General features: G+C 59.3%; 15 protein-coding genes. 6 read left to right on the top strand and 9 right to left on the bottom strand.

Features of this window, described 5'->3' with window-relative positions; genetic code table 11:
• Positions 1–20: 20 nt before the first annotated feature.
• Together BK658_RS25160 and BK658_RS25155 are read left to right on the top strand one after the other, a co-directional pair.
• Positions 21–605 (top strand): PilZ domain-containing protein, encoded by a 585-nt coding sequence (locus BK658_RS25160; RefSeq protein ID WP_123584653.1) that lies wholly within the window; start codon positions 21–23, stop codon positions 603–605.
• A 13-nt stretch (positions 606–618) separates the two neighbouring features.
• The gene (locus BK658_RS25155; protein ID WP_123584652.1) at positions 619–1,341 is read left to right on the top strand and encodes a glycerophosphodiester phosphodiesterase; all 723 of its coding nucleotides are present in this window, start codon (positions 619–621) and stop codon (positions 1,339–1,341) included.
• Positions 1,342–1,383: 42 nt separating this feature from the next.
• Here the strand turns inward: BK658_RS25155 and sthA are convergent, their stop codons facing one another.
• Positions 1,384–2,778, bottom strand: coding sequence for a Si-specific NAD(P)(+) transhydrogenase (sthA, locus tag BK658_RS25150; protein ID WP_123584651.1), 1,395 nt, complete (start codon positions 2,776–2,778; stop codon positions 1,384–1,386).
• A 210-nt stretch (positions 2,779–2,988) separates the two neighbouring features.
• On the bottom strand, positions 2,989–4,014 hold the full coding sequence (locus BK658_RS25145; protein ID WP_123584650.1) for an FAD:protein FMN transferase: 1,026 nt from the start codon (positions 4,012–4,014) through the stop codon (positions 2,989–2,991).
• Between the two features lie 230 nt (positions 4,015–4,244).
• On the opposite strand from BK658_RS25145, the gene tcuC reads away from it, so the two are divergent.
• A complete protein-coding gene (gene tcuC, locus BK658_RS25140) occupies positions 4,245–5,546 on the top strand; it encodes an MFS transporter (RefSeq protein ID WP_123584649.1) in 1,302 nt (433 codons plus the stop codon).
• 121 nt (positions 5,547–5,667) lie between these two features.
• Here tcuC and BK658_RS25135 read toward each other — a convergent pair whose 3' ends face one another.
• From BK658_RS25135 to BK658_RS25110, 6 genes are all read right to left on the bottom strand, one after another.
• On the bottom strand, positions 5,668–7,107 hold the full coding sequence (locus BK658_RS25135; RefSeq protein ID WP_123584648.1) for an efflux transporter outer membrane subunit: 1,440 nt from the start codon (positions 7,105–7,107) through the stop codon (positions 5,668–5,670).
• A 9-nt stretch (positions 7,108–7,116) separates the two neighbouring features.
• A complete protein-coding gene (locus BK658_RS25130) occupies positions 7,117–9,267 on the bottom strand; it encodes a glycosyltransferase family 2 protein (RefSeq protein ID WP_123584647.1) in 2,151 nt (716 codons plus the stop codon).
• A gap of 1 nt (position 9,268) precedes the next feature.
• Positions 9,269–10,534 (bottom strand): hypothetical protein, encoded by a 1,266-nt coding sequence (locus BK658_RS25125; protein ID WP_123584646.1) that lies wholly within the window; start codon positions 10,532–10,534, stop codon positions 9,269–9,271.
• Positions 10,534–11,742: an HlyD family secretion protein gene (locus BK658_RS25120; RefSeq protein WP_123584645.1), complete on the bottom strand. Its 1,209-nt coding sequence runs from the start codon at positions 11,740–11,742 to the stop codon at positions 10,534–10,536. The genes BK658_RS25125 and BK658_RS25120 overlap by 1 nt, the downstream gene beginning before the upstream one ends.
• A gap of 771 nt (positions 11,743–12,513) precedes the next feature.
• Positions 12,514–13,695: a class C beta-lactamase gene (gene ampC / locus BK658_RS25115; protein WP_123584644.1), complete on the bottom strand. Its 1,182-nt coding sequence runs from the start codon at positions 13,693–13,695 to the stop codon at positions 12,514–12,516.
• Between the two features lie 168 nt (positions 13,696–13,863).
• Positions 13,864–15,327 (bottom strand): glyceraldehyde-3-phosphate dehydrogenase, encoded by a 1,464-nt coding sequence (locus tag BK658_RS25110; RefSeq protein ID WP_123584643.1) that lies wholly within the window; start codon positions 15,325–15,327, stop codon positions 13,864–13,866.
• A 168-nt stretch (positions 15,328–15,495) separates the two neighbouring features.
• Between BK658_RS25110 and mfd the strand changes: the two genes are divergently transcribed.
• From mfd to BK658_RS25095, 3 genes are read left to right on the top strand one after another with little or no spacing between them, the layout of a single operon-like run.
• A complete protein-coding gene (mfd, locus tag BK658_RS25105) occupies positions 15,496–18,945 on the top strand; it encodes a transcription-repair coupling factor (RefSeq protein ID WP_123584800.1) in 3,450 nt (1,149 codons plus the stop codon).
• 10 nt (positions 18,946–18,955) lie between these two features.
• The gene (locus tag BK658_RS25100; RefSeq protein WP_123584642.1) at positions 18,956–19,522 is read left to right on the top strand and encodes a CsiV family protein; all 567 of its coding nucleotides are present in this window, start codon (positions 18,956–18,958) and stop codon (positions 19,520–19,522) included.
• 11 nt (positions 19,523–19,533) lie between these two features.
• Positions 19,534–22,224, top strand: a complete 2,691-nt coding sequence (locus BK658_RS25095) for a DEAD/DEAH box helicase (protein WP_123584641.1) — start codon at positions 19,534–19,536, stop codon at positions 22,222–22,224.
• A 138-nt stretch (positions 22,225–22,362) separates the two neighbouring features.
• Here BK658_RS25095 and BK658_RS25090 read toward each other — a convergent pair whose 3' ends face one another.
• Positions 22,363–23,100 (bottom strand): S-methyl-5'-thioinosine phosphorylase, encoded by a 738-nt coding sequence (locus BK658_RS25090; protein WP_123584640.1) that lies wholly within the window; start codon positions 23,098–23,100, stop codon positions 22,363–22,365.
• Between the last annotated feature and the right edge of the window lie 9 nt (positions 23,101–23,109).

Below are 23,109 nucleotides of genomic sequence, written 5' to 3'. Positions count from 1 at the left end.
GCCGCTACCATGGGTTCGCCATGTCGACATTAGATGAAGAAGATCGCCGCGAATACTACCGTATCGAGGACACGATCGCACTGGAAATTCGGCCCCTGTCTGCCCCCGAAGCGGCAGGTCAGGAAGTGTTGCAGGATGCTTCCCCGCTATTCAACCTGCTCAGCGAACTGCACCTGAGCGAATTCGAGTCGCAGCACTTGCTGCGCCAGATCAGTGAGCGGGATCGAAACACCGCCAACTATCTGAAGGTCATGAACAAGCGCATCGACCTGCTGAGCCAGGTCGTGGCACAAACCGTGCTCGGCAAGTTCGGTGAGCCGCAGCCCGTGGTGCTGTCGGAAGGCGGCATCGAGTTCGAGCACCACCTCGCCTACCCGACCGGCAGCCATCTGGCGATCAAGCTGTTGTTGATGCCGCAAGCGCTGGGCCTGCTGTTACGGGCCAAGGTCACTCACTGTGAACCGGAAAGTTTCGGTACCTTCGAGATTGGCACCGAGTTCGAAGCCCTGACCGATGCGCAACGACAGCTGCTGGCCCGCTATATCTTGCAGAGACAGGCGCATGAGCGACGCCTGGCACGCGAGCAAAACGAATCAGGCAATTAATTAAGGAAGACCCGTGACCCTAATCTACGGCCACCGCGGCGCCAAAGGCGAAGCACCGGAAAACACCCTGAGCAGTTTCCAGGAATGCCTCAAGCACGGCGTACGCCGCTGTGAACTGGACCTGCACCTGTCCATGGACGGCGAGTTGATGGTCATTCACGACCCGACGCTCAAGCGCACCACCGAGCGTCGCGGCAAGGTGGTCGAGCATACGGCGACAGAACTGGTGACCTACGATGCGCGCAAGGGTGGTCCGGGCTGGATCAAGCCCTGCCCGATTCCACGGCTGGAAGAGCTGTTCGAAAAGTGCGATTTCGAGCACTGGCAATTGGAGGTCAAGAGCGCGTCGCGTATGCGCGCAGCGACGACGGTGTTGGCGATCCGCGAAATGGCGCAACGGTTTGGCGTGCTGGACAAGGTCACCATCACCTCGAGCTCACGCGAAGTGCTGAAGGCCGCAGTCGATCTGGTTCCGGATGTGTCGCGTGGACTGGTCGCCGAATATGCCTGGCTCGACCCGCTGAAGGTCGCGCAAAGTTATGGCTGTGAGATTCTTGCGCTGAACTGGACCCTGTGTACGCCGGAACGCCTGCAGAAGGCGCAGCGACAAGGTCTGCATGTGTCGGTATGGACAGTCAACGAACCTGCGCTGATGCGCAGGCTCGCTGATTTCGGCGTTGACAGCCTGATTACAGACTTTCCCGGTTTGGCCAGCGCCACGCTCGAGAATTGCTGAAATCGGTCTCCCCGGCCGGCTCAGGCCACCGGCCGGAGCCGCTCAAAAAAGCCGGTTGAGGCCATCGTAGGCCGCTACCCGATAGGCTTCGGCCATGGTCGGGTAGTTGAACGTGGTATTGACGAAGTACTTCAACGTGTTCTGTTCGCCCGGCTGGTTCATGATCGCCTGACCGATGTGGACGATCTCCGATGCCTGATAACCGAAGCAGTGCACGCCGAGCACTTCCAGCGTCTCGCGGTGGAACAGGATCTTCAGCATGCCTTGCGGCTCGCCGGCGATCTGCGCACGCGCCATGCCCTTGAAGAACGCCTTGCCGACTTCGTACGGCACTTTGGCCTGGGTCAGCTCTTGCTCGTTCTTGCCGATCGAGCTGATCTCCGGAATGGTGTAGATCCCGGTCGGTACGTCATTGACGAAGCGCCAGCTGTTGTTATCGACAATGCTGCCAGCGGCCGAACGCCCCTGGTCGTGGGCGGCACTGGCCAGGCTCGGCCAACCAATCACGTCGCCTGCACCGTAGATGTTCTGGATGCAGGTGCGATAGTTCTGGTCAACTTCGATCTGGCCACGGCTGTTGACCTTCACGCCGATGTTTTCCAGGCCCAGCGCGTCGGTATTACCGGTACGGCCGTTGCACCAGAGCAAGGCGTCGGCCTTGATCTTCTTGCCGGACTTGAGGTGCAGGATCACCCCGTTGTCCACGCCTTCAACGCGATCGTAATCTTCGTTGTGGCGCACGGTGATGTTGTTGTTACTGAAGTGGTAGCTCAGTGCCTGGGAGATTTCCGAGTCGAGGAAACTCAGCAACTGACCGCGGTTGTCCACCAGCTCGACCAGCACACCCAGACCACTGAAGATCGACGCGTATTCGCAACCAATCACGCCGGCGCCGTAAACAATGAGCTTGCGCGGGGTGTGGCCGAGGCTGAGGATGGTGTCGCTATCGTAGATACGCGGGTGGTGGAAATCGATGTCGGCCGGGCGATACGGACGCGAACCGGTGGCGATGATGATGTGCTTGGCCACCAGTGTTTCGACCACGCCGTTGGCGCAGACCACTTCGATGGTTTGCTCGTCAGCGAAGCTGCCGGTGCCAAAGAACAAGTCGACCCGATTGCGCGCGTAGTAACCGGTGCGCGAGGCAACTTGTTTGGCAATGACTTTTTCTGCGCTTTTCAGTACGTCCGGAAACGAGAACCAGCGCGGCTCACCAATGGCCCGGAACATCGGGTTGGTGTTGAACTGCATGATCTGCCGGACCGAGTGACGCAAGGCCTTGGACGGGATAGTGCCAAGGTGGGTGCAGTTGCCGCCGACCTGGCGACGACTATCGACCATCGCCACTTTGCGCCCTGCTTTGGCGGCGTTCATTGCCGCGCCTTCTCCCGCCGGGCCGGAACCCAACACCACCACGTCGTAGTTGTAGACAGCCATGCGTACTCCTCAGAACAGGCCGCGGCACCCCATTGGTACCTGCGGCTAAATCATGCCGGCCTTGCGGCATGAAGGAACAATTTGGGGTCAGTCGAGAACCCGGACACAGTCTATAGAAGCGTCAACGCCGCGCACATTAACCCTTGGTCGCGTCGTAGGCTAGTTTTGCCTGCACTACAACACCAACAATGAGTGCCCATGACACCCTATTTACTTGGCTTTTTCGGCGCTCAGGCGATCAAAAGCCTGACTGGTTCGCGTGACAAAGCCTGTATCGGTTCGAATTACAAAAAATGCACCGATGTCATGCTTTTCGGCGTAGTCCCAACCACGCTCGGGGCCGAGAATCAGCAACAGCGTCGATAAGCCATCGGCCATCAGCGTCGAAGGATGAATCACCGTGACGGATGCCAGGGTATGGGTGATCGGTGCGCCGGTTCGGGCATCGAACGTGTGGGAATAGCGCCGGCCATCCTGCATGAAATAATTGCGATAGTCGCCTGAGGTCGAAACACCGTTGCCGTCCAGCGTGATCACCCGCTCGACAACTTGCTGGTCATCGCGCGGTTCCTCCAGCGCAATCTTCCAGGGCGACCCGTCGAGTTTCTTGCCGATGGCCTTGAGTTCGCCCGTGGCATCGGCGATGAAGCTGTCGATACCCATTTCCTGCAACTTCGCAGCGATCCTGTCGACGGCGTACCCGGCACCAATGCTGCCGAAGTCAACCTCGACCGGCGCGTCCTTGCATAACTGATCGCCTTCAATCCGCAGATGCGCATAACCAACGCGTTGTCGGGCCTGAGCCAAGGCCTCGGCGCTGGGGACTTTTTCATCGCGCGATTGTGGACCAAACCCCCAAAGGTTCAGCAGTGGCTCCACCGTCAAGTCGTAGGAACCGTCGCTCGTATCTGACAGTTGTTCGCCAACCTTGACCAACTGCAAGACCGGCGCCGGCATTGGCTGACAGCTATTGGCCGGCAAACCATTGAATCGCTCGATGTCGGAGTCACTGCGGTAGGTCGACAGCTGCCGATCCACCTCGGCCAGAATCGACTCGACCTGCTTCTGCACCTCGACTGGCCCAGGAGTACCCGGATGGCGGATGTATTTGACTGAATACGTGCTGCCCATGGTCGGGCCACCAAAGCTTTCCAGGTTGTCGCCATTACCACAGCCTGACAAGGCGCCGACAAGCACCACGAAAACGCCCAATCGCCGGTTCAACAACGCGCACATCCCCCAAAGAATTCCCTGGCAGAACGCCAAGGCCAGCCATTATGCGACATATGCCCGAACCGGCTAATGGCTATAACGTTTAAGCAGCACGCTAACTATTGGTTGCCTACCGTTCTTGTTACACATATCGTTACAAAACTGCTCGAGGCACCGGCACAGACCAGACCCGTCAGTAAGGATGTTTCAAGACCAGGGATTTCTAATAAGACAGCCAAAGTGAGTAAGATCAAATGGCCTCGACTACGGGCAAGGGCAAAGCGATATTTCGCGTTGTCAGCGGCAACTTCCTAGAGATGTTCGACTTCATGGTCTACGGCTTCTATGCCACGGCCATCGCCAAAACCTTCTTCCCTGCCGACAGCGCTTTCGCTTCCCTGATGTTGTCACTGGCCACCTTCGGTGCCGGCTTCCTCATGCGCCCACTCGGTGCAATCTTTCTCGGCGCCTACATCGACCGTCACGGCCGTCGCCAAGGCCTGATCATTACCCTCGCGCTGATGGCGGCCGGGACCGTGTTGATTGCCTGCGTGCCGGGTTATGCGACCCTTGGCGTCGCTGCGCCGCTGATCGTACTGTTTGGCCGCTTGCTGCAAGGTTTTTCCGCAGGCGTGGAACTGGGCGGTGTGTCGGTTTACCTGGCCGAGATCGCTACCCCTGGCCGCAAGGGCTTTTTTGTCAGCTGGCAGTCCGCGAGCCAACAAGCAGCCGTAGTATTTGCCGGTTTGCTGGGTGTGGGCCTCAACCACTGGCTGAGCCCGGAACAAATGGGTGATTGGGGCTGGCGCGTGCCGTTCCTGATCGGCTGCATGATCGTGCCGGCGATTTTCATGATTCGCCGCTCGCTGGAAGAAACCCCGGAATTCCAGGCGCGTAAACATCGCCCAAGTCTGAGAGACATCGTCCGTTCGATCAGTCAGAACTTCGGCATCGTACTGGCCGGCATGGCGCTGGTGGTCATGACCACCGTGTCGTTCTACTTGATTACCGCCTACACCCCGACGTTCGGTAAAGCCGAACTGCACCTGTCGGACTTCGACGCGTTGCTGGTCACCGTGTGCATCGGCCTGTCGAACTTCTTCTGGCTGCCGGTAATGGGTGCGCTGTCCGACAAGATCGGGCGTAAACCGCTGCTGCTGGCGGCGACCACTCTGGCGATCCTGACGGCTTACCCGGCACTGTCCTGGTTGGTCGCCAACCCGAGCTTCAGCCATCTGCTGATCGTCGAGTTGTGGTTGTCGTTCCTCTATGGCTCGTACAACGGCGCCATGGTGGTGGCCCTGACCGAAATCATGCCGATTGAAGTCCGCACCACCGGTTTCTCCCTGGCTTACAGCCTGGCGACCGCGACCTTTGGCGGCTTCACTCCGGCCGCCTGTACTTACCTGATCCACGTACTGGACAACAAGGCTGCTCCGGGCATCTGGCTCAGCGGCGCGGCAGTGCTTGGCCTGATCGCAACGCTGGTGTTGTTCCGTGGCAACCGGCATGAGTTGCGCACCGCGCAGGCTGCTGTAGTCGGCGGCGCCCGCTAAATCGCCTTCGCGAGCAAGCCCGCTCCCATAGGTTCAGCGGTGTTCACACAATCGTGATCACACCGCAAACCGAATGTGGGAGCGAGCCTGCTCGCGAAGAGGCCGGCGAAAACACCCCACATCATCGATTCGCCATTTTCACCGACTGACTCCACCCCCCGCCCAACGCCTTGTACAAGTCCACCTGATTGATCTCCCGCGCCAGCTCCATTTGCGTCAGCTTCTGCTGGGCGTCGAATAACGAACGCTGCGCGTCCATCGTCGAAAAGTAGCTGTCCATCCCCGCCTCGAAGCGCAATCGGGATTGCCGGTAGGCTGCTTGATAATCCGCCACCAGACGCTTCTGATAGTCGACCTGGGTGAGCATCTCCTGGCGGGCGTTGAGGGCATTGGCGGCTTCGCGGAAAGCATTCTGCACCGTGGCTTCATACGCTGCCGTCTGCCCGTTGAACCGCGCATGGCTGGCGTCCACCTGCGCCTTTCGCGCACCGCCGTCGATCAGGGTCAACGACCCCGCCAGCGCCACCGACCAGAACTCGGCCGGCGCACTCAACAATCGCGAAAAGTCACCGGTCAGGCCACCCACCGCCGACGTCAGCGAAAAAGTCGGGAAGTACGCGCTGCGGGCTGCGCCGATGTCCGCATTGGTAGCTCGCAACAAGGCTTCGGCCGCCATGATGTCGGGCCGCCGCGCAATCAGTGACGACGGTAACCCGGCGGGCACATCGGCGGTTGCCAACTGCTCCCCCAGCACGCCAGTGGGCAGCAACCCAACAGGCACCGGCTGCCCGACCAACACGCGCAGCGCATTCATGTCCTGCGCCACCTGCATGCGGTACGTGTTGATCTGAACCGCCGCCGTGTTGGTTTGCGCATCCGCCTGATGGACATCGATTTGAGCACTGGAGCCCAGGTTGTAACTCTTGTGCAACAACTGACCGTAGTGGTCCTGGGATTGGTAGGTGTTCTGTGCGAGGTCGAGCAGACTCTGATTGGCCTTGAGGCTAAGCCAGGTGCTGGCCACTTCACCGATCAACGCCAGGCGAGCCGTTTGATAGTCCGCCTCGGTCGCCTCGAAGCGTGCGCCTGCGGCGTTTCGCTGACTGCGGATGCGCCCGAACAGGTCCAACTCGTAAGACGTGAAGCCACCGCCGGCCTGAAAGGTGTTGGCCGTGCTGCCTGAACTGACGCCGCCTCCCTGCGTCCTGACCTGTGACGGAAACTTGCTGCGGCCGGCGTAGGTGTTGAGTCCGATGGAGGGAAACAGCCCGGATTCGGCACCGGCGTACCCTGCCCTCGCCTCCTCGACGCCCGCCTCGAACTGACGCAGGCTGCGATTGTTCTTCAAGGACAGGTCGATCAACTGGCGCAGTCGGTCATCGAGCACGAAGCCGTGCCAATCCTTGTCGAACGCCTGCTTGGCGCTGCAACAGTCACTGGCCGAACTGGCTGGCCATTGCTGATCGATCGGCGCCTCCGGTTTCTCGTATTTGGGTTCCAGAGAACAACCGCCGAGCAATAACAGCGACATGAAACATGAGGTGGATAAGCGTCTGTTCATGAGGCGCACCTACAAGCGTTGGCCGAGCAAGGCTCGTAACGGAGTGAGAAGGAAAGCCCAAAGACCTGAGCGGGTGGCGCTGATTTGCGGCAGTGGTTGCTGACGCGAACGGAGGCTGATCGGGCGTAATCCAGGCAGTGAGCTGTAGGACGGCGCCTTGACCGGCCGCCGCGAACGCGGTGCCGTGCGCTTTTCGCCGAGCAACGAACGCCGCAACAAGGTGCCGAAAGCCAAGCCTGGCTCAGCCTTGCCGACCACGTTGACCGGCGCCTCACTGAACAGCCGCGCGATCAGCCGGCGCCGAAGCGTTTCGTCAAGGTCGATGAACTTCAAGCCCAAACGGTCCTCGCCGTGATGACGCATGACCTCGATATCCAGCCAGCCGAGCTTATTGATCCACACCTGCCCCCGCAGCCCGGGCTTGATCAATGACGCAACGGCACAGGAAATGGAGGCGCCACTCAGCGAAATATCCACCAGCTGGCCCGCCAGGGTTTTGCCGGCGAAGCGCAACCCACTCGGCTTATCGAAAGGAAAGCGCTCTTCGCCGTGCAAGCGCGGCCGGTCAACACACGCCACCAGGGTGGCCAGGTTGTAGATCAGCGCGACCACCGTCCAGCACAGGTTGAACAGCATATTGCCGTCGAACGCAGCCGCGTTGCTGATGGTGATGTAAGCGCCTATTTGCGAGAACAGCGTCAGCGCAAAAAAGAACCCGAACAACTTCCAGTGGACCGTTGTGCGTGAACGATCCAGGCCCTTTGCCGTGACCTTGAAGGGTCGCCCGAACGGCCGGACCATGGCGCTGATGATCGTCGCCGTCACCGCCAGTGAGGCGACGATTTGGGTGACCTCGGTAAAAATCGGCAAGGTACGCCGGTCAGTGACCCACGTCCCGTAGCCCCAGAATGCAATCAACGCCGGCATGCCGAAGGCCATGAAATCCGCCGGATGGGCGTAGAACCCGGCAATACCGAAATACCAATACAACACCGGCGACACCAGCATCATCAGGATGAATGGCTTGGAGAACCAGTGCATCAAGCCATGCACGAAGTGCAACCGTTCATTGAGTGAGTAGCCACGACCGCGCAAGGGGCCCTCTTTGAGCAGCGCGACCTGGATCGTCCCCAGGCACCAGCGCCCACGCTGATTGATGTACTCGGTCAACCCCTCGGCGGACAAACCGATCGACAGTCGCTCATTCAACCAGCGGGTGACGTAGCCTTTTTGCTGCAGACGGCAGCTGGTGTAGATGTCTTCACAGACCGAACCCGTCGGAAAGCCACCCATTTCAGTGATCAGATCACGCCGCACAACAAACGAAGTGCCCACGCAAAACGCGGTATCCCAACCATCCTTGGCCGGCTGGTAGACGTCGAAGAACACTCGCTGCTCATCGACCCAGCAGTTGGATGAACCGAGGTTGTGCTGAATCGGATCGGGGTTGTAATAGAACTGCGGCGTCTGCACCAGGCCGACCTTGGGATCTTCGAACAATCCCAGGGTGCGCATCAGGATCGGCTGCTGCGGGGCGAAGTCGGCGTCGAGCACCAGTATGTATGGCGCATTGCTGCTGGCCGCCGACAGACGCAGGCCGTTGTTCAGATTACCGGCCTTGGCGTGGGAATTGTCGGGACGTCGGGCGTATTGCACACCGACTTCGGCGCAATAGTCGCGCAACCAGTCGCGGCGGGTATCGTCGAGCACCCAGATGGTCACGTTGGGGTAGTCGATCGCCTGGGCGGCGATGATGGTTTTCTCCAGGATCTCGAGGCCTTCGTTGTAGGTGGCGATGAACACATCCACCGCCGGCACCGAGGGGCCCTGGGCACGCAAACGTTGCTCCCCGGCATCGGCACTGGCGTGGTGATCCGAGCGACAGAGCAGGACGATGATCGAAAATAGCGTGTAGCCGATCGCCAACATTTCGAAAAACAGGAACGCGTAAGCCCAGATCGAGGCAAATCCTGCGTGTCCATCGGGCAAGGTGTCGCGAATCCGCCAGGCCACGTAATTGATCAACAACAGCGCGGTCAAGGCTCCGAAACCGGCACGTGCCGCCCATTGATCACGGTGAGTCAGGCAGGTGAACAGAATCACCGCGACCACGGTCCAGAAATTGATTTGCACAAGTTGCAGCGTGTCCAGTGCCTGCATGTCAGTCAGCCTCTTGAAAACCGGTAAAGGGGTTGATGCCGGTAGCAGCGATCGCGGCCCATGCTGTAGCGCCCAAGTGAGGCAGGTGGTAATAGAAAAAGTCGTTGGTTGTTGAGTCCGGGCCGATCGCCAACCCGGTACTGATACGCGGTGCGGGTGTTGCAAACAGCCAGCCATTGCCGGCCTGTTGGGCCAGCAACACATTCCACAGCGGCTGCGCCTTTTCCTTCATACCGCTCAAGCCCGCCACGGCGGCGGCTTGCGCGGTGCCCTCGGTCCATAAACCGTCCGGGTCGCGGTTGAAGCCATACCCGGCACCCGAGCGGTGCGCCTGATCGATAAACGTGAAGACGCGCCGCCAGTCCGCAGGAGGATCACTCAAGGCGATCAAGGGCCAGATCTGTGCGTCCAGTCCTGAACGCTGGCGGTCCGAGGTTCGACCATCCTTCCCGGTGCCAATCAGAAAGCGCCCTTCCCCGGCGTCCCACTGATTCGACACGAATTGCCGGGCAATCTGCGCCTGGTGCGCCGAGCCCGAGTCGGGCGCAGCCGTGTTGAGTGCCGACCAGGCTGCCGCAAGGTCGACGTTGTGCTCGGTGGACTTCCAGGTCTGCTGGATCTGCTTGGGGAAATACCCGTAGTAACCGCCGCTGAAACCCGCGGGGACCTGTCCGTCATAAGTGTTTTTCCCGGACCACTGCAACACCCTGCGAGCGGCCTCCAGGTAGGAGGAATCACCGCTCTGGCGCAACGCCTCCAACAACGCCAACGCGGCCCAGGCCTGATTGCCGGTGGCACTGCTGACCTGATAGGCGTCCTGATTCCAGGCATTGCGCTCTACGCTCCAATAACCCGGCAGGTGCATCGACGACGAACCCACCGGGCCTGCAGCGTAGGCGTTGCGCAAGCGTCCATCCTGATATTCCGGGTCATGGGTCGTGGCGAAGGCCAGCGCATCGGCAATCCGTCGCGCCGACTCGGCTTTACCACAGGCAAACAAGGCAATGCTGGCCAAGGCGTTGTCGTAGGTGAACGCAACCCCACGCAACGCCTGGATTGGAGCCGGCTGACCGTCCAGCGGCGGGTAACTGGCCAGCAACACCGGCCCCGCCGCTTGCGATTGCACCGCGTGATCCAGCGCTGCACACGTCATCGCCGCCAGTTGCGGCCTGGCTTGCGTTGCCAGCGCAGATCCGCCGCTGCTCATCAGCATCACCCCGATCAGGCCCGGCAGCCACGGCCATTGCACAACGTTGCGCGGACTCATCAGTGAGATACCTCGGCGCTGGCCCACAGCCCTGGATTGCAGGTCATGGCGCGCTGGCTGTCGGTGAGGTCATCGGCAAAAGTACCGACGACGTACACCGAGTTCTGCTCGGCATACGGGAAAGGAACGCTGTAGCTGTTAGGGCGAATATCCTTAGTGCTGGATAACAACTGCACGACATTGGCCTTGAGCGGTTCGTCCAGGCCATGGATTCTCACCGTCAGGACACTGTCGTGATCAATCTTGCTGGCCATGCGTTCGGGAAACACTGCGACGACATAGCTTTCTTTGCAGTTGGTGGCACGCAGCAAGGTCGACCCGGCTTGCACCACCGTCCCTTGGGGCGCCAGCAGCTCTTGAACCGTGCCGGACGAATACGCCGTGACCTCATAGCCAGCCGTCAACTTGACCCGATTCTGTTCGGTTTCGATCAGGTGGTTGAGATTGTCGAGTTCGCGTTGATAGGTCTCGCGGTTGCGGGCTTGATTTTCCAGGCTCAGTTTCAGGGTGGTCATCTGCGCATCGAGGTCGAACATGCGCAACTGATCAGGGTCAAGGTAGACCTGCTTATTGGCCGCACTGACATCACTGTCATTGATTCGCAGCTGTGAACGGACAGACTCTGCCGCGCCTTGTAACGAGGCCAGCTTGGCTTTCGAGGAGGCGACGACCGCGCCACTGACCGCCCCTTGAGTGAACAACTCGAGGTTGCGATCGAGGGTTTCCTGTGCGTCCGTCAAGCGAGCGCCGGCGGCACTGCTCTCGGCCTTCAGCGCGCGTTGTGCATAGAGCTGACGAGTATGAAACGCCGATTGATAGCGCTGACTGGTTTTCTCCAACTCGTCGTAATACTGCTGGTCGTGCTCGGCCTGGCTGGCCGATGATGATAGCTCCTGCTCCAGGGTCAAACGCCGGGTTTGCAGGGTCAACAACGTCTCCTGGTTAGCCCGCGGGTTTTCAACCACCGCAATCTTCTGACCCTGGGTAAAGGTCGAGCCGGGTTTGACCTCAAGCGAATTCACCACCCCCTCGATGGGTGTCGTCAGCAGAATGACCGGCGCATTCAGAATTGCCCGTGTCGCCGATGTCGACACCAGCGGCATCAGCAACGTCGAGAGCAACAGCCAGATGATAAATACCAGGACACCCAAGCCCACCAGACGCGGCAACAGGGACCATGAAAAAAACCTTGAGCGTTCTTCTGCCATGTTTAATTCTCTCAATAAGCCATGAATACACACGGCTATATGTCAGCACTGCGCAGCCGTCATGCCCGATTAGAACGCAACCGCGAAACACATTAAGCAGGATCAACGAAAGCGGATCATCAACTCCCCGGACAGCAACAAAGCCAGCACGGTTTATTTAGATTCAGTGTGATGTGAGCAGGAATAAGTTCCCTGTCTTTTTGGAGTATTAGTTGCCATCATGACGCACATTAAAACGCCATTACTTTTAAAGCAGCACTGCCAAAGTTGTGAAAGTTACCGTGACTATTTGCCCGACTGTACAGGCAATTTGCTGTCACCCAACCCCGGCCAACCCCGGCCAATGCCGGAGCTGTCAGGGGGAGACACTAATTTCAGCACCGATCGCTGTCAAGCATCGAAGCATTCAATAAAATGGCGTCAATTATTGAGCGCACCCTGTATTGGATCCATGTAAAGCAAGTAACAACACCCTCCCATTGCAAACGCTTATTTTATTTGAGGATTTTTTTATTATTGAATTTTTATAGCGATGACATGTCGATCTTTACAGTGTTCTGACCTGGCACACATCAAGAATAAAACGGTATAACTACATTGCACTGACCAGACATAGCAGATGACGCATGAACACTTCCAATTTAATAGATGATGTCTAATTGCTCCTTATAATGAACCGCTGCACATGAAAACGCCCCGACAAGTCGGGGCGTTTTCATGTGCAGCCAGGGCTCAGCGCGGAAACGCTGGAGAGTTCACATCGGCCGCCACTCAATCCTCCGCCAGCGAACAGCAATCCAGTTCACTCAGGATCCGATGCGCCAGGCGCACCCGGGGTTCGTTGGGGTAGCTCTTGTTGGCCAGCACCACAATGCCAAACTTCTTCTCGGGGACGAAGGCCACATAAGCAGAGAACCCGCCGGTCGAGCCCGTCTTGTTGACCCAGACCGCCTCCTGTGGCGCCAGGGGCGGGTTTAATGCCGTGACGACATGACTGTCGTAAATCATCTTGTCGGCGTTGCCTTCAAGCAGTGCACTCAGTTGCACCGGATAGCCGTACTGCTCCCAGATCAAGTCTTGAGTCATCGGGCCTACCTGAAAATAGCCCTTGTGCGTCTCCATCAGTGCGCGCCCGAGTTTTGCCTCTACCTTCGCGACGCCCAGATTGGCATCGACAAAGCGAATCAGGTCCGTGGAGCTGGTTTTTACCGAGTAGGCCTCGTCACCCAGCACACCGGAATTCAACCGGACCGGGACATCTTGCTTGTTGTAACCCTGAGCATAGAGCGACAGCTTGCTCGCCGGGATGTTGATGAAGCTGTTGGGCATTCCGAGTGCCGGGAAGAGTCGCTGCTCCAGCGCCACCGCGAACGGCATTTTCATGCTGATCGCCGTAATCATGCCCAGCGCCCCGATGCTGGGGTTGGCATAGGTTCTTTGAGCGCCCGGCGCATACGTCGGCTGCCACGCCTTGAAGTAGTCCATCAGCTGTTGGTTGTTCTGTACCTGATCAGGCACCTGCAGGGGGAAGCCGCCTGCGGTATGGGTCGCCAGGTTGATCAGCGTCGCTTTATCGAACGGGCTACCCGCGAGCTCGGGCAGGTACTTGCCGGGGTGGTCAGTGAGCGAAAGCTGACCGTTGACCTCAGCGTAGGTCGCCAGGGTGACCGTGAAGGTTTTACTGATCGAGCCGATTTCAAACAGCGTATCGCTCGTGACCTTCTGCTGTGTTTCCTTCGAGGCCACGCCGAAGTTGTAGAACTGCTGCTTGCCATTAGCGGTCACCGCAATGGCCAGGCCGGGAATGTTGTACTGCTGCATGACCGCTTGGGCGGCATCTTGCACGATGCTGTCGATATCCGACCGCTTGGCATTTGCCATGGCGAGGTTGCCGAAAGAGACGGTGGTCGCCAGCAATAGCAATGCTGCGCAAGGCTTTGCGATAAAGCGCATTCAAATCATCCTCAAGTATTTTATTCGCGGACAAACCTATCACCTTGATACAAAGGCTCCAGAAGCGATGTATCACAGAATATTTCGCCGAATCCGCAGGCCGGCCAGACAAACCACACAAACAAAAACGCCCCGACAAGTCAGGGCGTTTTCGTGTGCGGCTAAGGCTTAGCGCGGGAATGCTGGCGGGTTTACACCGGCCATGTCTTCCATCACGCGAACCACCTGGCAGCTGTAACCGAATTCGTTGTCGTACCAAACGTACAGAACAACACGGTTGTCTTGGGTGATGGTTGCTTCAGCGTCCACAACACCTGCGTGGCGCGAGCCAACGAAGTCGGTGGAAACCACTTCCTGCGAGTTGACGAAGTCGATTTGCTTATGCAGATCGGAGTGCAGCGCCATGTAGCGCAGGTACTCGTTCATCTCTTCACGGGTGGCGGCTTTCTCAAGGTTCAGGTTGAGGATTGCCATCGACACGTTCGGCGTTGGAACACGGATCGCGTTACCGGTCAGCTTGCCGGCCAGCTCAGGCAGGGCCTTGGCAGCAGCGGTAGCAGCACCGGTCTCGGTGATTACCATGTTCAGCGCGGCGCTACGACCACGGCGATCGCCTTTGTGGAAGTTGTCGATCAGGTTCTGGTCGTTGGTGTACGAGTGAACCGTTTCAACGTGACCGTTGATGATGCCGAACTTGTCGTTCACAGCCTTGAGCACCGGCACGATGGCGTTGGTGGTGCAAGAGGCGGCGGAAACGATCTTGTCGTCAGCGGTGATTTCACCGTGGTTGATGCCGTGAACGATGTTCTTCAGCTTGCCTTTGCCAGGTGCGGTCAGAACAACGCGGTCGATACCCGGGCAGGCCAGGTGCTGGCCCAGACCTTCGGCGTCACGCCACACACCGGTGTTGTCCACCAGCAGAGCATCTTTGATGCCGTACTGGGTGTAGTCCACTTCCGTCGGGTTCTTCGCGTAGATAACCTGGATCAGGTTGCCGTTGGCGGTGATGGTGTTGTTGGCTTCGTCGATGGTGATGGTGCCATTGAACGAACCATGAACCGAATCGCGACGCAGCAGGCTGGCGCGTTTGGTCAGGTCGTTTTCAGCGCCTTTGCGCACAACGATGGCGCGCAGACGCAGGCCATCGCCACCGCCGGTTTTTTCAATCAGGATGCGCGCCAGCAGACGGCCGATACGACCGAAGCCGTACAGTACAACGTCAGTGCCTTTGCGTGCGGAAGCGTTCTGCTGGCCTACAACGTCGGCCAGTTCTTCACGGACGAACTGCTCGGCAGTGCGGCCATTGCCTTCGGCCTTGAACTTGACCGCCAGCTTGCCCAGGTCTACCGAAGCGGCGCCGAGCTTGAGCTCGCTCATCGCTTTGAGCAGCGGGAATGTTTCGTGAACGGACAGTTCGGCGTCATCGGACTGACGATGGCGAGCAAAGCGGTGAGCTTTGAGAATCGCGATGACAGACTGGTTGATCAGGCTGCGGCCATAGATCGAGCTCACCACGTTGTTATTGCGGTAAAGCTGACCGATAAGCGGAATCATCGCTTCTGCGAGTGCTTCACGGTCGATCCATTCACCAAGACACTGGTCGGGCTTCTGAGTCACGGGAACCTTCCACATGTAGGGGCTGAAAAAAGGGGCTACATTATGCCGCCGAGTCGTCTGCGGAGCAATGCACGCCTATCGCAACATGCTTTTCCTTTCGTCGGCGGTAGTCTGCAACTGACAGCCGGCACCTTCGCCCGCTACAATTACCGACTTTGTCGCAACGCTGGAGCTCAACCTTCCGTGCCCGTCCTGCGTCTACCGCTTCTCCCTGCCGCGGCAGGTAAACAGCACTGGGGCAACCTGCCCGGTGCCGCCCTGAGCCTGGCCATCGCCGAGGCCGCCAGCGCTGCCAAGCGCTTTACCCTGCTACTGACCGCCGACAGCCAAAGTGCCGAACGGCTGGAACAGGAGCTGAGTTTCTTCGCCCCCGATTTGCCGGTGCTGCATTTCCCGGACTGGGAAACCCTGCCGTACGACCTGTTTTCACCGCACCAGGACATTATATCCCAGCGCATCGCCAGCCTGTATCGGCTGCCTGAACTGAGCCACGGCGTTTTGGTAGTGCCGATCACCACCGCCCTACATCGCCTGGCCCCCACCAAGTTCCTGCTCGGCAGCAGCCTGGTGCTGGACATCGGCCAGAAGCTCGACGTCGAGCAAATGCGCACGCGGCTGGAGGCCAGCGGCTATCGCTGCGTCGACACGGTTTATGAGCACGGCGAATTCGCGGTGCGCGGCGCACTGATCGACCTGTTCCCGATGGGCAGCAAACTGCCCTACCGCATCGACCTGTTCGATGACGAAATCGAGACCCTGCGTACCTTCGACCCGGAAAACCAGCGCTCCATCGACAAGGTCGAATCGGTCCGACTGCTGCCCGCCAAAGAATTCCCGCTGCAAAAGGAAGCCGTGACCCGCTTCAAGGCACGCTTTCGTGAACGCTTCGATGTCGATTTCCGCCGCTGCCCGATCTTCCAGGACCTGAGCAGCGGTATTACACCGGCCGGTATCGAGTACTACCTGCCGCTGTTCTTCGATGAAACCTCCACACTGTTCGACTACCTGCCGCAGGACACCCAGGTGTTTTCCCTGCCGGGCATCGAACAGGCGGCGGAAAATTTCTGGAACGACGTGCGCAACCGCTATGAAGAGCGCCGTGTCGATCCATCCCGGCCATTGCTGCCGCCGGCTGAGCTGTTCCTGCCGGTAGAAGACTGCTTCGCACGCCTCAAGAGCTGGCCACGCGTGGTTGCCAGCCAGCAAGACGTCGAAACCGGTGTCGGGCGCGAGCGCTTTCCGGCCAAACCTTTGCCGAACCTGGCCATCGAAGCCAAGGCCAACCAGCCGCTAGAAGCACTGTCGAATTTCCTTGATGGATTTTCCGGTCGCGTGCTGTTTACCGCCGAATCGGCCGGTCGCCGCGAAGTGCTGCTGGAACTGCTGGAACGCCTGAAGCTGCGACCGAAAACCGTCGACAGCTGGCCGGATTTCGTCGCCGGCAAAGAGCGTCTGGCGATCACCATCGCACCGCTGGACGAAGGCCTGGTGCTGGACGATCCAGCCCTGGCACTGATTGCTGAAAGTCCGTTGTTCGGTCAGCGAGTGATGCAGCGCCGTCGTCGCGAGAAACGCGCCGATGCCAATAACGATGCCGTGATCAAAAACCTCACCGAGCTGCGCGAAGGCGCACCGGTGGTGCATATCGATCATGGCGTTGGCCGTTATCTGGGCCTCGCGACCCTGGAAATCGAAAACCAGGCCGCCGAGTTCCTGACCCTCGAGTACGCCGAAGGCGCCAAGCTTTATGTGCCGGTGGCCAACCTGCATTTGATCGCCCGTTACACCGGCAGCGACGATGCTCTGGCGCCGCTGCACCGCCTCGGCTCCGAAACCTGGCAGAAAGCCAAACGCAAAGCCGCCGAACAGGTGCGTGACGTCGCCGCCGAACTGCTCGACATTTATGCTCGCCGCGCGGCTCGCGAAGGTTATGCCTTCGCCGATCCGAAAGCCGATTACGCAACCTTCAGCGCCGGCTTCCCGTTCGAAGAAACCCCGGACCAGCAAACCACCATCGACGCGGTGCGCGAAGATATGCTCGCGCCGAGACCGATGGACCGATTGGTCTGCGGCGACGTCGGCTTCGGCAAGACCGAAGTGGCGATGCGCGCGGCATTCATTGCCGTGCACGGCGGCCGTCAGGTCGCGATTCTGGTACCGACCACCCTGCTCGCCCAGCAACACTACAACAGCTTCCGCGACCGCTTCGCCGACTGGCCAGTGACCGTGGAAGTGATGAGCCGCTTCAAGTCGACCAAGGAAGTGAATGCCGCCGTTGCCGACCTCGCCGAAGGCAAGATCGACATCGTCATCGGCACGCACAAGCTGTTGCAAGACGACGTGAAGATCAAAAACCTCGGGCTGGTGATCATCGACGAAGAACACCGCTTTGGTGTTCGTCAGAAGGAACAGCTCAAGGCCCTGCGCAGTGAAGTCGACATCCTGACCCTGACCGCCACGCCGATTCCACGCACGCTGAACATGGCAGTGTCGGGCATGCGCGATCTGTCGATCATCGCTACGCCGCCAGCGCGACGCTTGTCGGTACGCACCTTCGTCATGGAACAGAACAAGAGCACAGTCAAAGAGGCCCTGCTCCGTGAGTTGCTGCGTGGCGGTCAGGTCTACTACCTGCACAACGATGTGAAAACCATCGAGAAATGTGCCGCCGACCTCGCCGAACTGGTACCGGAAGCACGGATCGGCATCGGCCACGGGCAGATGCGCGAGCGCGAGCTTGAACAGGTGATGAGCGACTTCTACCACAAGCGCTTCAACGTGCTGATCGCCTCGACCATCATCGAGACCGGCATCGACGTGCCGAGCGCCAACACCATCATCATCGAGCGTGCCGACAAGTTCGGCCTGGCCCAGCTGCACCAATTGCGTGGCCGCGTCGGTCGCAGTCACCACCAGGCTTACGCCTACCTGCTGACACCGCCGCGTCAACAGATCACGCCAGACGCGGAAAAACGCCTGGAAGCGATCGCCAACACCCAGGACCTCGGCGCAGGCTTTGTGCTGGCCACCAACGACCTGGAAATCCGTGGCGCCGGCGAACTGCTGGGCGATGGTCAGAGCGGGCAGATCCAGGCCGTCGGTTTCACCCTGTACATGGAAATGCTCGAGCGCGCGGTGAAATCCATCCGCAAGGGCGAGCAGCCAAACCTCGATCAACCGCTGGGAGGTGGTCCGGAAATCAATCTGCGCTTGCCGGCGCTGATCCCGGAAGACTATCTGCCGGATGTTCACGCACGCCTGATTCTCTACAAACGTATCGCGTCGGCGACCGACGAGGATGGCCTCAAAGACCTGCAAGTGGAGATGATCGACCGCTTCGGCCTGCTGCCGGAACCGACCAAGAACCTGGTGCGCATGACCTTGCTGAAACTGCAGGCCGAGCAACTGGGGATCAAGAAAGTCGACGGCGGCCCGCAAGGCGGTCGTATCGAGTTCGGCGCACAAACGCCGGTCGATCCGCTGGTGCTGATCAAGCTGATCCAGGGCCAACCCAACCGCTACAAATTCGAAGGCGCCACGATGTTCAAATTCATGGTGCCGATGGAGCGCCCGGAAGAGCGCTTTAATACAGTGGAGGCGCTGTTTGAGCGCCTCACTCCAAAAACTGCTTGAAGGACGCCGCATGCGCCTGTTTCGCTCATTGACCCTGCTGTTGACCCTCGTTGCTCCGACGGCGTTTGCCGACAGCTTGTATCAGGTTGAAATGATCCTCTTCCGCCAGAACGCCGTACCGGCCATTGTCAGCCGCACCGCGCCGGAAGACTGGGCTGCCGGTGCACGACCGGTCAGTGCCGACAGCCTGCGCACCCCAAGCCTCAATACCGAAGCAGAAAAACTGCGCACCAGCAGCGATTACACGGTGCTGCTGCACAAATCCTGGCAACAGAGTCTTGGCGAGGACGCGAGAAAAGTCTCGATCAGCGACGGCAAGGAGCAATTCGGCCAGTTCCCGATCGAAGGCACGCTGAACCTGAAGCTCGGGCGCTTCACCGACGTTGACGCGAACTTCTGGGTCAACCAGTTCGATACCTATGGTCGGGTTATCGCCAGCGAACGCCTGAAGCAGCAAAGCCACACCAAAAACGGTCAGCTCAACTACCTCGACAACGGCCACCTGGCGCTGCTGATCAAAATCACTTCGCTGACTGCACCTGCGCGTCCGCCAGTCCCTGACGTTCTCCCGGACTGATTGAAGTCCCCATGCCCCCGAACCTGAGCAAACCCCTGGCCCCTTCCTGGGTCAGTCGATTCAAGGAACAAAGCCTGGAGCGTGGCCGCCGCTACGCACTGGAAAATCGCGTCAGGATCGTCGAGGCCGGCGACAGCACCATCACCGCCAGTTGCGAAGGCTCTGGCGGCAATGTTTACCGCCAGACCATTACACTGCGCGAATCCACCAAAGGCACTCTGTTACTGGTCGAGGCAACGTGCAGTTGCCCGGTGCGCGTTAACTGCAAGCATTGCGCTGCAGTGCTGCTCAAAGTCCAGGAAACCCTTGAGTACCCCGCTGCCGCCAAAGACGCCGAGTTGCTGGAAAAACTGCAGGCGGTTCTCGAAAACCGTAGCCCCGCGCCTTTGCCGCAACAACTGGTGGACAACGTGCAACCGGTGCCGCGTCTGTGGCTGGCGAGCATTGAATTCAGCGCCTTCGAACCACGCAACGGCAAAATGCAGCGCTACATCCAGCACCGTGCTGCGCTGTCTTTCCGCTATCTGGATGAATACGTCAGCGGGCAGAGAAATGCCGACATCCTGATCCGACAGGAACAGCAAACGCTACGAATCAAACGCCAGCCGGACGCCGAAAAAGCCTACCGGGAACAGCTGCGAATCCTCGGATTCAGAGTTGCGACCCGCCAAAGCAAAGCCTTGCCGGAAAGCGCCGGTGAACTTTATGAGATGGTCAACGACAGCGCCTGGCTGACGTTCACCCTCAATGAGCTGCCCAAGTTACGTACCCAAGGCTGGGAACTGCAGATTGACGAAGACTTCGGCTTTGACCTGACGGCGGTCGATGACTGGTACGCCACGGTCGAAGAGGCGCCGGAGCGCGACTGGTTTGATCTGGAGCTGGGGATTATCGTCAATGGCGAGCGCCTTAGCCTGCTGCCGATCCTGCTGAACCTGATGCGCTCGCACACCGAGATTCTCAACCCGGAACGCCTGGCCAGACGCCGCGACGATGAGTTGATCCTGGTGAACATCCCGAACCGTCCGAACTCCGAATACGGCCCATTGCAGGTCGCGCTGCCGCTCGGTCGTTTAAAGCCTGTGCTGGCGACCCTTGGCGAGTTTTACCTGCAAGAGCCCGGAGAAACCCGGTTGCGGCTGAGCAGCGCCGATGCCACCCGCCTGAATCCGCTGGAAGACATGCCCCTGCTCTGGGAAGGTGGCGAGCACATCCGCACCTTTGCCCAGCGCCTGCGTGACATCAAGGATTACACGACCGAGGCACCCGAAGGGCTGAACGCCACATTACGGCCTTATCAGCTTGAAGGCTTGAGCTGGATGCAGTCGCTGCGGCAACTGGAAGTCGGCGGCATCCTTGCGGACGACATGGGCCTGGGCAAAACCCTGCAGACTCTGGCGCATGTGCTGACCGAGAAAAACGCCGGCCGCCTGGACCGGCCGTGCATGGTGGTGATGCCCACCAGTCTGATTCCCAACTGGCTCGACGAAGCGGCGCACTTTGCTCCACAACTCAAAGTGCTGGCGCTGTATGGCACCGGACGTAAAAAACACTTTGAGCATTTGGCCGAATACGACCTGATCCTCACCACGTATGCGCTGCTGCCCAAGGATGTCGAACGCCTGGCAGCGCAGCCATTGCACGTGCTGGTGCTCGACGAAGCGCAATACATCAAGAACCCCAACAGCAAGGCCGCTCATGCGGCGCGAGAGCTCAATGCCCGCCAGCGCCTGTGCCTCAGCGGCACGCCACTGGAAAATCACCTGGGCGAGCTGTGGTCGCTGTTTCACTTCCTGCTGCCCGGCTGGCTGGGCGACGTGAAAAGCTTCAATCGCGATTACCGCGTACCGATCGAAAAGCGCGCCAGCGACGTACGACTGCAACACCTGAACGGTCGGATCAAGCCGTTCCTGTTGCGTCGAACCAAGGAACAGGTCGCCACCGAACTGCCGCCGAAAACCGAGATCGTCCATTGGGTCGAACTCAACGAGGCGCAGCGCGACGTTTACGAAACCATGCGTCTGGCCATGGACAAGAAAGTCCGCGACGAGATCACCCGCAAAGGCGTGGCGCGCAGTCAGATCATCATTCTTGAAGCGTTGCTCAAGCTGCGACAGGTGTGCTGCGATCTGCGCCTGGTCAATGACGCCGCCCTGCCCACCCGCGGCAGCACCTCGGGCAAGCTCGACAGCCTGATGGAGATGCTTGAGGAGCTCTTCGAAGAAGGCCGCAAAATCCTGCTGTTTTCGCAGTTCACCTCGATGCTGTCGCTGATCGAAGACGAACTGAATAAACGCAGCATCGCTTACGCACTGCTGACCGGACAAACCCGCGATCGACGCACGCCGGTGAAAGACTTCCAGAGCGGCAAGCGTCAGATTTTCCTGATCAGCCTGAAAGCAGGTGGCGTTGGCCTGAACCTGACGGAAGCCGACACGGTGATTCACTATGATCCGTGGTGGAACCCGGCGACGGAAAACCAGGCCACCGACCGCGCTTACCGGATCGGCCAGGAGAAGCCGGTGTTCGTTTACAAGATGATTGCTCGCGGCACCGTCGAAGAGAAAATCCAGCACCTGCAAAAGGAAAAATCCGACCTGGCGGCCGGCGTACTGGATGGGCGTTCGACCGGGGACTGGAAGTTGCAGAGCGACGATATTGAAGCGTTGTTTGCGCCGCTGCCGGACAAATCGAAGATTTAGCGGCGGCAGGCAGACCGCCTTCGCGAGCAAGCCCGCTCCCACATTAGTTTTATGGGGGTGCCCACTATTGCGGACTAACGCAAATCCAATGTGGGAGCGGGCTTGCTCGCGAAAGGGTCGACTCGGTGTAACAGATGCTCAGCCCTTCAACACCCGCGCCAACGTCGACTTCACCTTGCCCATCCCGTCATGCAGCGCCTGTTCGATTTCAGCCATGGTAATCACTGCCGTCGACTTGCCCGCCGCCGGGTTCACCACCAGCGCCAGACACGCGTAATCCAGCTCCAGTTCGCGAGCCAATGCCGCTTCCGGCATACCAGTCATGCCGACGATATCGCAGCCATCACGCTCCAGACGGACGATCTCGGCAACGGTTTCCAGACGTGGTCCTTGCGTGCAGGCGTATACACCGTGACTGCTGTAGGCACAGCCTTCAGCCGCCAACGCGGCAATCAACTGCTCACGCAATGGCTCGCTGTAGGGATAGCTGAAATCGATGTGGGTGACCTGCTCCAGGTCATCGGCAAAATAGGTGTGCTGGCGACCGCTGGTGTAATCGATCAACTGATGGGGCACACAGAAATGCCCGGTGCCCATGGCGGCATGAATTCCGCCGACCGCGTTGACCGCCAGAATCGCCTGCGCGCCCGCCTGTTTCAACGCCCACAGGTTGGCCCGGTAATTCACCTGATGCGGAGGAAAACGGTGCGGATGGCCGTGACGGGCGAGAAACAGCACTTCACGCCCGGCGTATTCACCGATCTGGATCTCGGCCGACGGCGCGCCGTACGGCGTCTCCAGAGCCAATGACTGGCGAATGCTCAAGCCTTCGAGCTGGGTCAGGCCGGTGCCACCGATAATCGCGTAAACCGTCATTGCAAAAAG

This window comes from Pseudomonas brassicacearum (assembly GCF_003732175.1).
In the GTDB taxonomy this organism is placed as follows: domain Bacteria; phylum Pseudomonadota; class Gammaproteobacteria; order Pseudomonadales; family Pseudomonadaceae; genus Aquipseudomonas; species Aquipseudomonas brassicacearum_G.
This window is presented reverse-complemented; position numbering and strand designations above follow the sequence as displayed.